This is a genomic window from Mesorhizobium sp. RIZ17 (assembly GCF_051127865.1).
GTDB classification, from domain to species: Bacteria; Pseudomonadota; Alphaproteobacteria; order Rhizobiales; family Rhizobiaceae; genus Mesorhizobium; species Mesorhizobium humile.
Genome location: NZ_CP147861.1, coordinates 4,417,467 through 4,430,542 on the forward strand (window position 1 = coordinate 4,417,467; position 13,076 = coordinate 4,430,542).

Consider the following 13,076-nt stretch of genomic DNA (forward strand, 5'->3'; position numbering starts at 1 on the left):
CTTCAATTCTCCAGTTCCTCAATTCTCCAATTCTAGTTTGTTCGAATTGAGGGAAAAGAAATGCTGTTCTTCGTGATCGAGGACTTCCACGGCGCGGACCGCAAGGAAATCTACCGCCGCTTCCGCGACAAGGGCCGGCTGAAGCCGGATGAACTCGTCGTGCATCACAGCTGGATCGCTGGCGATATGAGCCGCTGCTTCATGCTGGTGGAAGCCGATGACGCAACGGTGCTGCAGCGCTGGGTCATCGAATGGGCGGATCTGGTTGAGTTCGAGATCGTTCCCGTGGCCAGCAGCAAGGACATGGTCGCCGCGCTGGCCGGACATCTTTGAAAAAGATCGGCAAGCGGAAGTAAACCGGTGCGCCGTCATCGTATATCTTTTCGATGATCGGCTGGGCTAGCGGGTGCAATGCGGCGCCTGCCTGTTTTCAGGGCCAGTTCACTGCGACTACAACAAGTCAGCTTTCGAGCCTTTTCCTTAGCCGCTTCCTTAGAAATTCCACGAGCAGTTTGAGGCATTCAACCCGTTTGTTTTGCTCAGGGTAGTAGATGTAAAATGGTGGCAGGTCTTGGGCGTATGGCTCAAGGACCGGTTGCAGATTACCGGCCTTGAGATGTTCTTCCACCGACACCCGCATGGACCATCCAATTCCGTGTCCGTCTCGCGCCGCTTGAATGACGCCCGCAGCGGAATCGAAAATCAGTCGCGCTGGTGGGTCTATGCCTTTGTCTTGTCCATCCTCTGAAATCCGCCATTCGCGCAGGTTTCCAGATGCAGGTTGACTTTGCCGGATGCATCGATGGTGCAGAAGGTCGCGAGGGCGTTTAGGGACACCTTGGATTTGGAGGTATGAGGGCGCGGCAAAGAATGCCGACTTCACCGGCGAGGTGACGCGGATGGCGACCATGTCTGGTACGAGCATGTCGCCCAAACGGATACCCCCATGAATTCCATGGCGATTAACGTCCACCAATTCGTCATTCCACGAAATGTTCAGGTTGATGCCGGGATGCTCACCAAGGAATTCTCCCAACACAGGCGCCAGGACTGTGACGTAGGCCTCCCGTGACAAGCTCAGCCGCAAAGTCCCTGTTGTGGATCGCGCCATTTCTTTGGCTTTTTTGACCGCATAAGTCAGGTCGCGATGGGCAGGGGCGGCGGCGTCGAACAAGACCTTTCCGGCCTCCGTCAGTTCGATGCTGCGGGTTGTGCGGACCAACAAGTCAATTCCCAGCCGGTCTTCCAGCGCTTTCAACTGCAGAGTAACGGCTGGCGGGCCCACGCCGAGGGCATCTGCCGCTGCACGCATCGACCCTTCGCGGACGACAGCCAGAAAAACTTCAATTCCGTGGATCGGTACGCGCTCCATAATTTAAAAATACTAAATTGTGAGTTCAATATGCAAGGCATAATCAAATCGTCATCCATGCGGCAATTGTTGGAGGCGTGTGATTTCAGCAAGGGGCGAAAATTGACAGCTGTCGTTGAACTCCGGCCACAAAACATCGCGCGTGGTATTTCGCTGATTATCGCAGCGGCCCTCGCAATCTCCATCCAGGACGTCGTTTTCAAGCTCTTCAGCGGCGAGCTGACGCTCTGGCAAATATTTTGCCTGCGTGGCGTCTTGGTTATCCCGATGCTCTTCGCAGCCCTCTGGGTGCGCGGCGCGCAGCGGGGCATCCTGGAAGCCGCCTTGGGTAAGTGGCCGCTTCTGCGGTCTATGTTTATTACGGCCAGCTTGTTGGCTTTCTACGCGGCGCTGCCATTCTTGAGCCTGTCGACCGTCGGAGCAGCCAACTACATCGCTCCCATTTTTATAACGTTGCTGTCCGCATATGCGATCAGTGAGTCAGTCGGCCCGCTGGGATGGCTGGGGGTCTGCCTCGGATTTGCGGGCGTCGTGGTTTTGCTGCAGCCCGGAACCGACGCTTTTTCGCCATGGGCACTGCTCCCAATTGTCGGGGCCGCTTCCTACGCTCTGGCGCATATCACGACACGGGCGAGGTGCCAGAACGCCCCCGTTGCAGCTCTGTCGCTGTCTCAGAACATCGTCATGTTGCTCGCCGGAACAGTTGTCAGCGTGTCGATGCTTTGGCTCCAACCGCAAGGCACATTTGCGGACGCCTATCCCTACATTTTTGGCGCCTGGTCAAAAGTCGGTCTGAACGATTGGCTCGTGCTGACGCTGCTTGCCGGATTTGCGATTATCAATGGTATGCTGCTGGGAGGGGCTTATCAGACTGCACCGCCTGCCGTCGTTTCAACATTCGAGTACAGCTATTTGGTATTTGTCACCGTTTGGGACATTTTGTTCTTTGGGATAGCACCCAGCGTGACTTCTGTCTCAGGCATGGTCTTGATTGTAGTGGCGGGATTGCTGGTGCTGCGCCGCAAGGCGAGGTGAGGACAGAAAGCGGCGCTGTCATCGTAATTCCGTAAATCGGTCCTCGGAGCACTGGGTGCCGAGAGCCGGCGATCCGACGGCGCGCCGGCATTCCGCGATCAGCCATTCGCGGAACGCCGCCACGATATCGCGCCTCGCGCTGCGTTCGGGGATTGTGAGGCAATAGGGTTGGCGCAGTTCCAAGGATTTCGGGGCAGCCCGCACCAGCTTGCCATCCTCCAGCGCCCGGGCGCAATAGATGCCTTGCGCCAGCGCCACGCCCAGTCCTGAGATGGCAAGATCGAGCGCTGCCCGCGACGAGTTGGCCGAAAGGCCACGCTGTGCCGCGCGGCCGGGCTCGCTTCCCGCCGCCTCGAACCAGTTGCGCCAGGATGGGAAGGACGCGCCCGTCGGTCCCCAGTCGGTGTGAATGAGCGGCGGGCCGGCGAGGCCGTCGGATCCGGTCGCGCCGGCCAGCGTCGGCGCGCAGACGGGATAGACGGCGTCCCTGACGATCTCCTCGGTCGGATGCTCGCGATAGTGCGGGCCGTAGGAGAGGCGGATGTCGATCAATTCATGATCGAACGGTACCGGGTCGTCGTCTCCTCTCAGCGATATGTCGGCGGCGCCGTGGGAAGCAACAAAATGGGCGATGCGCTCGGAAAGCCAGCCCATCGCCATGGAGGGTGGCACCGAAACGACGAGCCTTGGCCGGAACGCATCGCCGCCGACATCGCGGGCGACGCTGCCGATCTCGCGGAAGGCCATGCTGAGCCGCGGCAGCATCTCCACCCCGGCCTCGGTCAGCACCGTGCGCCGGTTGACCCGATGGAACAGCTTTCGTCCCATCTGCTCCTCGACGGTACGGATAAGCTGGCTGACGGCCGCAGCCGAAATCGACAGTTCCTCCGCCGCCGCCGCGAAGCTGCCTGTGCGCGCCGCCGCTTCGAAGGCCTGAAGTCCGCGCAAGGAGGGAAGAGCGACCATGGCAATCCGAAAGATAAGGTTACCTTATCTATTTCGCAGAAATCCTCGTTTTTCGAAAGGTTTCTTTCTGGGTATCGTGGTTTCATGAACGCAATCGACCACGACACAGCCATCGACCATCGCTCCGTGATAGCCTCGCTGACGAATGAGGAGCGTAGCCGGCTGACCGGCAAATCGGACGGGCCAGGCCTTGTCCAGTTCGCGCTCCATCTCGGCGCGATCATCGTCCTTGGCGCCCTGATCGCAGCCAAGGTGCCGTTCTGGCCGGTGCTGATGCTGCCGCAAGGCGTCCTGATCGTCTTCCTGTTCACGCTGCTGCACGAAACGGTGCACAGGACGGCGTTCGAAACGCAGAGGCTGAACGATATCGTCGCGCGCTTCTGCAGCCTGGCGATCGCGCTGCCGGCCGATTGGTTCCGCTACTTCCACTTCGCCCATCATCGCTTCACCCAGGACCCCGAGAACGATCCGGAGCTCGCCTTTCCGAAGCCCGAGACATTGCGGCAATACATCGTCCACGTCTCTGGCCTCCCTGTATGGTGGGGCCATTTCAAGACGCTCTACGCCAACGCAATGGGGCGCTGCCGCGACAGCTATGTGCCGCCAAAGGGCCTGCCGAAGGTGAAGGCCGAGGCGCGGGCGATGATCGCCTTCTATGTCGTCCTGTTCGCGCTTGCGGTCTGGTTCAAGGCATCGGTGCTGCTCTATGTCTGGATCGTGCCAGCGCTGCTTGGCCAGCCGTTCCTCCGGCTTTATCTGCTGGCCGAGCACGGCCGTTGTCCCTTCGTCGCCAACATGCTGGAAAACACCCGCACGACGTTGACCAACTGGTTCGTGCGCAAGCTTGCCTGGAACATGCCCTACCATGCCGAGCACCACGCCTATCCCGGCGTGCCTTTCCACCAACTGCCGCAATTCCACAGGCTGATCGAGCGGCACCTCAAGGTGGTCGAGCCAGGCTATGTCAGCTTCCATGAGAAGTATATCGGGACACTCAACTGACCGTGCCTGACGTCGGGAAACCCGGCTTCAGCCCGATTGGCGCAGCAGCGCCTGCGCGCGCAGCAGACGGTTCACCTCGGCGGCCTTGGCCGGCATGCCGATCAGATAGCCTTGCGCTTCGCCACAGCCGGCCTTGCGAAGCATGTCGAGCTGCGCTTCGGTCTCCACACCCTCGGCGGTGACGGTGATGCCGAGCTCGGCACCGAGCCCGATCACGGTGCGCACGATCGCCGCCGTGTCGCGCTTGTCGAGATCGCTGGTGAAGGAGCGGTCGATCTTGATCTTGTCGACGGGGAAACGCCGGAGGTAGCCGAGCGAGGAATAGCCGGTGCCGAAATCGTCGAGCGCGATGCGCACGCCGAGACCGCGCAACTGGCTCAGCGTCTTCAGCACCGCGTCGCTCTCGTCCATCATCACCGTTTCGGTGATTTCGAGCTCGAGGCGGTTGGCCGGCAGGCCGGAAAAGGCAAGCGCCGCGATCACGCTGCGGGCGAAGCCGCCGTTCTTGATCTGCGCGGCCGAGACATTGACGGCCATGCGCATGTCCGGCGGCCAGTTCGCTGCCACGTTGCAGGCCTTGCGCAACGCCCAGTCGCCGAGCTGCACGATCAATCCGGTTTCCTCGGCGACGGCTATGAAGTTCTCCGGCGACACTAGGCCGCGCGACGGCGAGCGCCACCGCATCAGGGCTTCGGCGCCGACAATTCTGCCGGAGCCGATGTCGAGGATCGGCTGGAAATCGAGCTCGAACTCGCGCCTGGAGAGTGCTGCCTCGAGCTCGGCCTCAAGCGCCCGGCGCTCGCGCATCAGGGCATCCATGCCCGGCTCGAAGAAGCGATAGACATTGCGTCCTTCGCTCTTGCCCCGATAGAGCGCCATGTCGGCGTTGGTGAGCAGCGTGTCGGCATCGTGCCCGTCGCCGGGATAGAGCGCGATGCCCAGGCTCACGCCCACATGCATTTCGCGCCCCTTGTCGCGATAAGGCTTGCCGACGATCTCGACGATGCGCTTGGCGAGCTTTTCGGCGTCGGCGACGCTCCCGATGCCGAATTGGATGATGGCGAACTCGTCGCCGCCAAAGCGTGCCACCACGTCCTTGCTGCTGCGCACGGAATGCTGCAGCCGCTTGGCGACGCATTGCAGCAGCCAGTCTCCGGCCGGGTGGCCGAACGTGTCGTTGACGGCCTTGAAGCGGTCGAGGTCGAGCGAGAGGATCGCCAGCGGCTTGGCCTCGCCAAGCGCCTGGTCCAGCCGATCGCGAAACATCGAGCGGTTGGGCAGGTTGGTCAGCGTGTCGTGATGCGCAAGATGCGTCATGCGCTCCTCGGCGCGCCGGCGCTCGGTGACGTCCTCGAAAGTCGCAACCCAGCCCCCGTCGGTCAGCGGCCGCCGCAAGACGAACAGCGTTCGGCCGTCGACCAGCTCGCGGTAGCTCGAGTGCGACTGGCCGGCATCCAGGCTGGCCTTCGTCTTCCCGACCTCGACGTCGATTTCGACCGGCGCGAAGATGCCGAGGCGAATGAGTTTGTCCAGCATCTGGCGATGCGTCATGCCGAGCGCGAAATCCGACGCCTTGGCGTTGCACAGGTCCAGAAAGCGCTGGTTGCGTACGATGAGCCGGCCCGCGGCGCTGTACATCAGCAGGCCTTGCGACATGTTGGCCAACGCGGCGTCGAAGCGGCGGTGCTGCTCCTTCAGTTCCGCCTCGGCGCGCCGCTCCTCGGTCACATCCTCGTAGATCGACACCCAGCCGCCGACGGCGATCGGCCGGTGCGAAATGACGATAATGCGCCCGTCCGACAGGACTTCCTCATAGGTCGAAGCCTTGGCCCCGTCGATGTAAGGCTTGCGGATGGCATAAAGCTCGCTCGCGCTCTGCGAGGCGATGCCGATGTCGACGCTGTGCTGCAGGATGTCGAAGAAAGGAATGCCGGGCTTCACCACCTTGGCGTCCAGGCTGAAGATGTCGAGATAGTTGTGGTTGCAGATGATCATCCGCTCGTCGGCGTCGAACATGCACAGCCCATGCGACATGTTCTCGACAGCCGCCGCGAAGCGCTCGTTCTGAGCCCGCAATTCTTCGGCGATCCCCCGCACCGGACCAATGCCGGCCGTTTTTCGCCTGCCGGCGACCGAACCAGTCTTGACATGTGCGCCGGGCATGAGCACGCCTTCGGACCGTGACCGAACGCAATACTGTCGCGGTCGCCGGTTAATTTAGCGTTCTTCTATATGGTTGAATTCACGGCTTGCGAAGACTGGCGCCTGGCATCCAGCGTCTTGAAACGCTTTAGAAAAGCCGTTTGCGCCCAGGTCACGGATTTTGGCGTGAAGTCGAAGCGGTCGGCGGAGAAGCCGCGCGGTCGCCCGAAATACTCGGTCGCCTCCGCGGTCGAAAAGCCGGCCAGCAGCGTCGCCTCGTAATAGGCGGCGATCTGGTCGGCGCGCTTGATGTCCTTGAGCAAGGAGGCGGCGAGTTCGGCCGGCAGCGAGAAACGGAGATGGATGGCGCGCTGCAGGCGCAGCTCGCAATCCTTGTAGGAACCGCCCATCACCGATTTGAACGGCGAGATCATATCGCCGATGACATATTCGGGCGCGTCGTGCAGCAGCGCGGCGAGCCTCGCCTCTGCTGTGGCCTCCGGCGACAGCTCGCCATAGAGCGCCTCGACCAGCAGCGAGTGCTGCGCGACGGAGAAAGCATGGTCGCCGCTGGTCTGGCCGTTCCAGCGGGCGACGCGGGCAAGGCCGTGCGCGATATCGGCGATCTCGATGTCGAGCGGCGAGGGGTCGAGCAGGTCGAGCCGACGGCCCGAAAGCATGCGTTGCCAGGCGCGCGGCGGCGCGCCGGCCCGGTCGGCCGCCATCAGGCCTCCTCCGCGCTGATCGCATCCTGCGGGAAGGCGAACTTCGCCCAGCCGGGAATGGCGAGCGTTACCGGAACCTCGCCCGCCATGACCGCCTCGCCGGCATCGATCGCCGCCTTGACGCGGTCGATGCGGGCGATGGCAAGACCGGTCCGGCCGTCGACAGACCCAAGTGTGCCCACCGGTCGGCCAGCGACGGTGAGCTCGGTCCCGGCCGCAGGCAGGGGGCTATCGGCCGACGCAATCAGCACACGGCGCCGCGCGGTGCCGCGATGCTGCATGCGCGAAACCACCTCCTGGCCGACATAGCAGCCCTTCATGAAGCCGACGCCACCCGTCTCGTCGAGCAGCACGTCGTGCGGAAAGGCGTCGCCGAGTTGGTAGTCTGAACCGCTCTCCGCGATGCCGTTGCCGATGCGCAGCGCCAGCCAGGCATTCCGATCGCAGCCCTCCTTTGCCTCGCCTCCATAAGCGCGCCTCACCGCCACGTCGCGGAAGCGCGTGTCGGCGAGCGCCGTTGAATCAGAAAATGAGGCGGTTGAATCATCGCCCCACGCGACCGTGACAAGCGCCTGATCCTGCTTGGCAATATCGGCCTTCGCCCTTAGCCGGTAAAGCATCAGCCGGCGCACGAAATCGTCGGCGATATCGGCTCGGCATTCGAGGCGAAAACCATTCTCGCCGGCGCGGGAGATGAGAAAATCGAACAGGATCTTGCCCTGCGGCGAAAGCAACGCGCCCGGCTTTGCCTGGTCGGGGCCGAGCGCGTCGAGATCGGTGGTGAGGATGTTCTGCAGGAAATGCTCGGCATCGGGGCCGGAAACGGAAATGAGCGCGCGGTCTTTGAGCTGGGCAAAGGGCATGGGTGTGAAATCGGCCTGATCTTGCAAAACGTTCGGCCATTACGTAAGCCGGCCACACTCCCCCCGCAAGTGATTGGACCTGCCATGGCAACCACCTTCGACCTCATCCTGACAGGCGGCATCGTGGTCAACCATGACGGCGAGGGCCGGCGCGACATCGGCGTGAAGGATGGGCGCATCGCGCGGATCGGCGATCTCGGCCAGGCTTCGGCCAGCGAAACCATCGACTGCGCGGGCCTCCACATCCTGCCGGGCGTCGTCGACAGCCAGGTGCATTTCCGCGAGCCGGGGCTGGAACACAAGGAGGATCTGGAGACAGGATCCCGCGCCGCGGTGCTGGGCGGCGTCACCGCCGTCTTCGAAATGCCCAACACCAACCCTTTGACCACCAGCGAGGCAGCACTTGCCGACAAAGTGCGGCGCGCCACCGGGCGCATGCATTGCGACTTCGCCTTCTGGGTCGGCGGCACGCGCGACAATGCCGGCGACGTCGGCGAACTGGAGCGGCTGCCGGGCGCGGCCGGCATAAAAGTGTTCATGGGCTCGTCCACCGGCGACCTTTTGGTCGAGGACGATGAAGGCGTCGCCTCGATCCTGCGCAACACCCGCCGCCGCTCCGCCTTCCACTCCGAGGACGAGTTCCGCCTGCGCGAACGGCTCGGCGAGCGCATCGAGGGCGATCCGTCGTCGCATCCCGTCTGGCGCGACGAGATCGCGGCGCTGCGCTGCACGGAGCGGCTGGTGCGTATCGCGAGGCAGACGCGCGCGCGCATCCATGTGCTGCACATCTCGACGGCCGAGGAGATCGTCTTCCTAGAACAGCACAAGGATGTCGCGACCTGCGAGGCGACGCCCCATCACCTGACGCTTAGCGCCGACGACTATGCGCGGCTCGGCACACTGATCCAGATGAACCCGCCGGTGCGGGCCTCGCGTCACCGCGACGGCGTCTGGCACGGCATTTCGCAGGGCATCGTCGATGTTCTTGGCTCCGACCACGCGCCGCACACGCTGGCCGAGAAGGCGAAGACCTATCCGGCCTCGCCGTCCGGCATGACCGGCGTGCAGACGCTGGTGCCGATCATGCTCGATCATGTCAACGCAGGCCGGCTCACATTGCAGCGCTTCGTCGACCTTTCCAGCCATGGTCCGCAGCGCATTTTCGGCATGGCCAGGAAAGGCCGCATCGCCGCCGGCTACGATGCCGACTTCACCATCGTCGACATGAAGCGGCGCGAGACCATCACCAACGTGCAGGCAGGCTCCAAGGCCGGCTGGACACCCTATGATGGCAGGGAGGTCACCGGCTGGCCGGTCGGCACCGTCGTGCGCGGCACGCGCGTCATGTGGGAAGGCGAGATCGTGACGCCCGGCCAAGGCAGGGCGGTGGAGTTTTCCGAGGCGCTGCCGGCCTAATCCCGCCGAAAATTGGATTTGTTAAGCGCTCTGCATTATCTTGAGCGCCATGACCGCGAATATCGGGCCAATCATTCCTGCGGAGTTTCCTGAGCTCCAGGCACTCGCCTGGAACCGCGATGTCACGCGCCCCATCCCGGCCGAAGAAGTGTTTGCGCTTTATGAGCGCAACTGGCGCTTTGTCGATCAAAAGCGCCTTACGGCTCGTGAGAAACTGCTTATTGCGAAACTAGCCGACGAATTCGGCCACGGTATCCTTCTGACCACGTCGTGATAATCCATCTTTCTGTCCTCGATGCGCGCACCGCTGCGCCCGACGGAATATTGCGGGTAGAGATCATGAAGGCGTTCGAAAAACCGGAGCACAGGATAATTGCCGAAGCCCTCGGACTGATGGATCGTGACTTTCTGACGGCCAATCAGTGCTGGTTTGGCGGAGGCACAGCCATTGTCATGAAGCTTGGCGAGTATCGTCGGTCGCTGGATCTGGATTTCCTTTGCGCCGACGCCGGCGGCTATCGCGAGCTGCGAACACAAGCATCGGAACTCGGCGTTCGGGCTTTTTTCCCTGAATCCGTCGATGCCATCCGGGATTTCCAGATCGACCAGTACGGCCTGAGGACCGTTGTGAGGCTCAAAGGGCAACCGATCCGGTTCGAAGTCGTCCGGGAAGGCCGCATCGATTTGCGCGGTCATTTCGACGAGGATTTGGGGGTACCGGCGCTCGTTCCTGCGGACATGTTTGCTGAGAAGCTGCTGGCGAATGCCGATCGATGCCAGGATCGTGCCGTCGCATATCGCGATGCCTTCGATCTTGGGATGCTGGTCAAGGCGTATGGGCAGATGCCGACTGAGGCCCTCGACAAGGCACAAGCCGCCTATGGCTCCGACATCGAACGCAAAATCGCCTGGGTCGTGGCCAAACTCCGGGACCAGAGCGAATTGCGCGACGCAGCCGAAGCCTTGCAAATGGACCCCGTCTTGGGAACCGATGCCATTTCGGCCCTGCGAAACGAAGCGGCTCGGATATGGCCGCAGGCCGGTAAGCGATAGGTTTCGGGCCTAATCCCCGGCGACGAAGAACAGCCACTGGCCCGTCGGGGTGATGCCGACGCGATAGAAGATGTAGGCGCCGAACTGCTTCATGTCGTCATAGTCGCTTGCGGTGACCAGCTTGAACAATTCGACGCGTTGCCTGGGATCGAGCTTGTCGAGCGGCAGCGCGAAGAAATACGGCCAGACATAGAGTTCCTGCGGCGTTCCGGTGTCGACATGGACATAGCCGGCCGAAAGCACCTCTTCCAGGATGGCGAGGATTTCCTGGCCGTCGCCGTCGCCCGAGAGGCTTTTCAGGAAGGTGATCGGGTCGCCGTCGATGTCGCCCAGCGACAGTTGCGTCATGGAATCGCCCTTGCCGATCAGCGCTCTGAGCTTTTCGATGTCGCCGGTCCGACAGGCTTCGATGATCAGCCCATGCATGCGCTTGACCGGTTCGGGAAGCGTGTTGAGGTCATAGACGACCGCGGGCGGCGGTGCGTCCGGATCCGCGCGCGGGCTGGTGATGCCGCCATTGGCGGGCGGCGTCTTCGGCTCCGATTTGTCCGTGTCATCGGCAGGCTGGTCCGAGGGCTTGGTGCCGGGCGCCTCCGGCATCGGCACGGTAGCCCCGGGCGTGGCGCCGTCGCCATTGGCGGGCGGGGTCACCGGGGAAGGCAGGTCCTCGCGCTGGATCTCGCTCAGCGCGTAGGAAGGCGTGCTGGTGAGGCACAGAGGCAGCGCCAGGCAGGAAGCGGCGACCAGGATGCTGAGGGTCAGTCCGCGCGGCCGGCCCGACATCGAAAATCTCACCGCTTGCCTCTCCATGGTACCCGGGTTCGGCCCGGCCGGCGCTCCGAATGTCCGAGCGCATGGGCATGATGCCCAAATGGCGTGTCGCCGTCAAAAAGTCATGGTCAAAAAGTCGTTGTCGAAACGGGTGGTTAGTGCTTCAGCCGTTCCGGCTCGAACGCGCCGGCAATTACCTTTTCCCGCATGCGGTCGAGCAGCGCGAGCGCCGAGGTCTCGCCATTGGCGCGCAACATCTCGCCGAAAGCGGTCTCAAGCGCCGCTTCGGCGATGATCTCAGGTTCGATGCCGGCCGACAGGCCCTCGGCCCACGCTTCGCTGTGGCTTTCCACGGCGGTCAGCCGCTTTTCTTCCCTGACCAACGCGTCGATGTCGCTGACACCATGTTCCATTGCGATGTCCACCTTCCGCAAGCGGCGATCCGATAGTGGACCTAGCTTGACCTGTCAGTTCGTCCGCAGCCTCATTTAAGTCTTTGTAAATACGACATTTTTACGGTCGAAATCTACATTTCGGGTGAGATTGCGCTCAATCGGTTTCGAGCTTAGCCGATTAGACCGGCTTGGGGCATCAAAACCTTCAGTTTGAGTTAATTCCACAATCGCGCACTAACGTTTCATTAACGCTGTTGCGCAAGTGCAACACATGATTGCATCAGAGTGGGACAGGAGACAATAAGGCAGCTCACATTGGCGACGATTGTCGCAAAAAATCTGCGCAAAACGCGCAGCGGCCGCAGATCCAGCCTCAATTCCCGTAGCGCGAAGCGATGTCGCGCGACAACGTCTCGCCTTCCTTCATATAGCGGGCGATGGCCTCGGTCGCCGAAGGCGTGCATTGCGTGTAGATGCCGCTGAAGGAGCGGTAGCCGCGGTTGAAGGAGGCGATGAAGCGGGCGCGCCGGTCGGGATCGGGGTTTTCCGATTCGAGCAGCTTTTCCATCTCGGCCCGCCACTGGTCGCCTTTCTCGCCGCACAGGTTGCGCAGGAAATGCAGCGATCCCAGCACTTCCGCCAGCCGCATCAGCCCGGGCTCGAACGGCGCCTCGGCGGCAATCGCCGGCCGCGCGGCAACGGCCATGCTGACGGCGAGGCACGCGGCGAGAAGAGCAGAAGCGCGGGACATCAAAGCCTTGGCGTGAGGGAGCTAAGGCTTTGTGGCGAAACATCTTGTCGCCCGCAAGGCGATTTTTTCGGTGCCTACGCGCCCGCGGCGGGCCCGAGCAATTCCTCGGCGACCGAGAACACGTCGCCCGCAAGCGGCATCTCAGCCATTTCCGCCAGCGTGTAGAACGCCGCCGTCTCGGCATCGTCGCTGGCCACGGGCTCGCCGCCGGCATAGGCCGCGCCGAACACGCTCAGCAGATAGTCGACCGCGTGGTTCTCGGCACTGCCGTCGATATGGATGTCGCGCAATGGCCGATAGCCTGTCGCTTCGAGCCCTGTCTCTTCCTGAAGCTCGCGCGCCGCGGCTTGCGCCAGCGTTTCGCCCGGCTCGACCTTGCCGCCGGGATAGGCGTAGAGCCCTTGCGACGGCGCCCGCGCGCGCTTGACCAGAAGCACAGTGCCGCCGCGCACGACGGCGACGGAAACGGCCGGTATGATCCTGCGCTGTTCCATGCGGGTCGATCTTTCTGCAGCCTTTTGTGGACCGATTGGGCGAAACAAGCTTTAGCCGTTGCGGCGCGGCGGTTCCATCGCCACTTTCATG

At 62.5% G+C, this 13,076-nt stretch carries 15 protein-coding genes; 6 read left to right on the forward strand and 9 right to left on the reverse strand.

All coding sequences use genetic code 11. From position 1 onward, the window contains the following. Nucleotides 1-60: 60 nt before the first annotated feature. Complete coding sequence (locus WDX12_RS21030) at nucleotides 61-333, forward strand: DUF3303 domain-containing protein (protein WP_434721861.1); 273 nt, start codon at nucleotides 61-63, stop codon at nucleotides 331-333. Between the two features lie 127 nt (nucleotides 334-460). Here WDX12_RS21030 and WDX12_RS21035 read toward each other — a convergent pair whose 3' ends face one another. Then, nucleotides 461-1,312, reverse strand: coding sequence for a LysR family transcriptional regulator (locus WDX12_RS21035; RefSeq protein WP_434721862.1), 852 nt, complete (start codon nucleotides 1,310-1,312; stop codon nucleotides 461-463). Nucleotides 1,313-1,402: 90 nt separating this feature from the next. Here WDX12_RS21035 and WDX12_RS21040 point away from each other — a divergent pair, with 90 nt between their 5' ends. Next, nucleotides 1,403-2,407 carry a DMT family transporter gene (locus tag WDX12_RS21040; RefSeq protein WP_434721863.1) on the forward strand — a complete coding sequence of 335 codons (1,005 nt, stop codon included), beginning with the start codon at nucleotides 1,403-1,405 and terminating at the stop codon, nucleotides 2,405-2,407. 18 nt (nucleotides 2,408-2,425) lie between these two features. Here WDX12_RS21040 and WDX12_RS21045 read toward each other — a convergent pair whose 3' ends face one another. Continuing rightward, nucleotides 2,426-3,373, reverse strand: a complete 948-nt coding sequence (locus WDX12_RS21045) for a LysR substrate-binding domain-containing protein (RefSeq protein ID WP_434721864.1) — start codon at nucleotides 3,371-3,373, stop codon at nucleotides 2,426-2,428. A gap of 111 nt (nucleotides 3,374-3,484) precedes the next feature. Between WDX12_RS21045 and WDX12_RS21050 the strand changes: the two genes are divergently transcribed. Beyond that, the gene (locus tag WDX12_RS21050; protein WP_434725686.1) at nucleotides 3,485-4,375 is read left to right on the forward strand and encodes a fatty acid desaturase family protein; all 891 of its coding nucleotides are present in this window, start codon (nucleotides 3,485-3,487) and stop codon (nucleotides 4,373-4,375) included. 27 nt (nucleotides 4,376-4,402) lie between these two features. Here WDX12_RS21050 and WDX12_RS21055 read toward each other — a convergent pair whose 3' ends face one another. The 3 genes from WDX12_RS21055 to WDX12_RS21065 form a co-directional block, all read right to left on the reverse strand. Then, nucleotides 4,403-6,538, reverse strand: a complete 2,136-nt coding sequence (locus WDX12_RS21055; RefSeq protein WP_434721865.1) for a putative bifunctional diguanylate cyclase/phosphodiesterase — start codon at nucleotides 6,536-6,538, stop codon at nucleotides 4,403-4,405. 65 nt (nucleotides 6,539-6,603) lie between these two features. Next, nucleotides 6,604-7,242 carry a hydrolase gene (locus tag WDX12_RS21060; protein ID WP_434721866.1) on the reverse strand — a complete coding sequence of 213 codons (639 nt, stop codon included), beginning with the start codon at nucleotides 7,240-7,242 and terminating at the stop codon, nucleotides 6,604-6,606. Beyond that, nucleotides 7,242-8,105, reverse strand: coding sequence for a YgfZ/GcvT domain-containing protein (locus tag WDX12_RS21065; RefSeq protein ID WP_434721867.1), 864 nt, complete (start codon nucleotides 8,103-8,105; stop codon nucleotides 7,242-7,244). The genes WDX12_RS21060 and WDX12_RS21065 overlap by 1 nt, the downstream gene beginning before the upstream one ends. Before the next feature lie 84 nt (nucleotides 8,106-8,189). Between WDX12_RS21065 and WDX12_RS21070 the strand changes: the two genes are divergently transcribed. The 3 genes from WDX12_RS21070 to WDX12_RS21080 all read left to right on the forward strand — a co-directional run bounded on the left by WDX12_RS21070 (nucleotide 8,190) and on the right by WDX12_RS21080 (nucleotide 10,574). Further along, nucleotides 8,190-9,521, forward strand: coding sequence for a dihydroorotase (locus WDX12_RS21070; RefSeq protein ID WP_434721868.1), 1,332 nt, complete (start codon nucleotides 8,190-8,192; stop codon nucleotides 9,519-9,521). Between the two features lie 49 nt (nucleotides 9,522-9,570). After that, nucleotides 9,571-9,795 (forward strand): hypothetical protein, encoded by a 225-nt coding sequence (locus tag WDX12_RS21075; RefSeq protein ID WP_320294987.1) that lies wholly within the window; start codon nucleotides 9,571-9,573, stop codon nucleotides 9,793-9,795. A 65-nt stretch (nucleotides 9,796-9,860) separates the two neighbouring features. Further along, complete coding sequence (locus WDX12_RS21080) at nucleotides 9,861-10,574, forward strand: nucleotidyl transferase AbiEii/AbiGii toxin family protein (RefSeq protein ID WP_434721869.1); 714 nt, start codon at nucleotides 9,861-9,863, stop codon at nucleotides 10,572-10,574. A 9-nt stretch (nucleotides 10,575-10,583) separates the two neighbouring features. On the opposite strand, the gene WDX12_RS21085 is transcribed toward WDX12_RS21080, so the two are convergent. The 4 genes from WDX12_RS21085 to WDX12_RS21100 all read right to left on the reverse strand — a co-directional run bounded on the left by WDX12_RS21085 (nucleotide 10,584) and on the right by WDX12_RS21100 (nucleotide 12,985). Further along, a complete protein-coding gene (locus tag WDX12_RS21085; protein WP_320294989.1) occupies nucleotides 10,584-11,369 on the reverse strand; it encodes a hypothetical protein in 786 nt (261 codons plus the stop codon). A gap of 131 nt (nucleotides 11,370-11,500) precedes the next feature. Next, a complete protein-coding gene (locus tag WDX12_RS21090; RefSeq protein WP_040984202.1) occupies nucleotides 11,501-11,758 on the reverse strand; it encodes a hypothetical protein in 258 nt (85 codons plus the stop codon). Nucleotides 11,759-12,113: 355 nt separating this feature from the next. After that, nucleotides 12,114-12,491, reverse strand: a complete 378-nt coding sequence (locus tag WDX12_RS21095) for a TIGR02301 family protein (protein ID WP_434721870.1) — start codon at nucleotides 12,489-12,491, stop codon at nucleotides 12,114-12,116. A gap of 74 nt (nucleotides 12,492-12,565) precedes the next feature. Then, nucleotides 12,566-12,985, reverse strand: coding sequence for an NUDIX hydrolase (locus WDX12_RS21100; RefSeq protein ID WP_434721871.1), 420 nt, complete (start codon nucleotides 12,983-12,985; stop codon nucleotides 12,566-12,568). Between the last annotated feature and the right edge of the window lie 91 nt (nucleotides 12,986-13,076).

Bases quoted from the DNA above. Each gene is read 5' to 3' on its own strand.
- WDX12_RS21030 (WP_434721861.1), top strand. From the start codon at position 61: ATGCTGTTCTTCGTGATCGAGGACTTCCACGGCGCGGACCGCAAGGAA.
- WDX12_RS21035 (WP_434721862.1), bottom strand. From the start codon at position 1,312: ATGCGTGCAGCGGCAGATGCCCTCGGCGTGGGCCCGCCAGCCGTTACT.
- WDX12_RS21040 (WP_434721863.1), top strand. From the start codon at position 1,403: ATGCAAGGCATAATCAAATCGTCATCCATGCGGCAATTGTTGGAGGCG.
- WDX12_RS21045 (WP_434721864.1), bottom strand. From the start codon at position 3,373: ATGGTCGCTCTTCCCTCCTTGCGCGGACTTCAGGCCTTCGAAGCGGCG.
- WDX12_RS21055 (WP_434721865.1), bottom strand. From the start codon at position 6,538: ATGCCCGGCGCACATGTCAAGACTGGTTCGGTCGCCGGCAGGCGAAAA.
- WDX12_RS21060 (WP_434721866.1), bottom strand. From the start codon at position 7,242: ATGGCGGCCGACCGGGCCGGCGCGCCGCCGCGCGCCTGGCAACGCATG.
- WDX12_RS21065 (WP_434721867.1), bottom strand. From the start codon at position 8,105: ATGCCCTTTGCCCAGCTCAAAGACCGCGCGCTCATTTCCGTTTCCGGC.
- WDX12_RS21070 (WP_434721868.1), top strand. From the start codon at position 8,190: ATGGCAACCACCTTCGACCTCATCCTGACAGGCGGCATCGTGGTCAAC.
- WDX12_RS21075 (WP_320294987.1), top strand. From the start codon at position 9,571: ATGACCGCGAATATCGGGCCAATCATTCCTGCGGAGTTTCCTGAGCTC.
- WDX12_RS21080 (WP_434721869.1), top strand. From the start codon at position 9,861: ATGAAGGCGTTCGAAAAACCGGAGCACAGGATAATTGCCGAAGCCCTC.
- WDX12_RS21090 (WP_040984202.1), bottom strand. From the start codon at position 11,758: ATGGAACATGGTGTCAGCGACATCGACGCGTTGGTCAGGGAAGAAAAG.
- WDX12_RS21095 (WP_434721870.1), bottom strand. From the start codon at position 12,491: ATGTCCCGCGCTTCTGCTCTTCTCGCCGCGTGCCTCGCCGTCAGCATG.
- WDX12_RS21100 (WP_434721871.1), bottom strand. From the start codon at position 12,985: ATGGAACAGCGCAGGATCATACCGGCCGTTTCCGTCGCCGTCGTGCGC.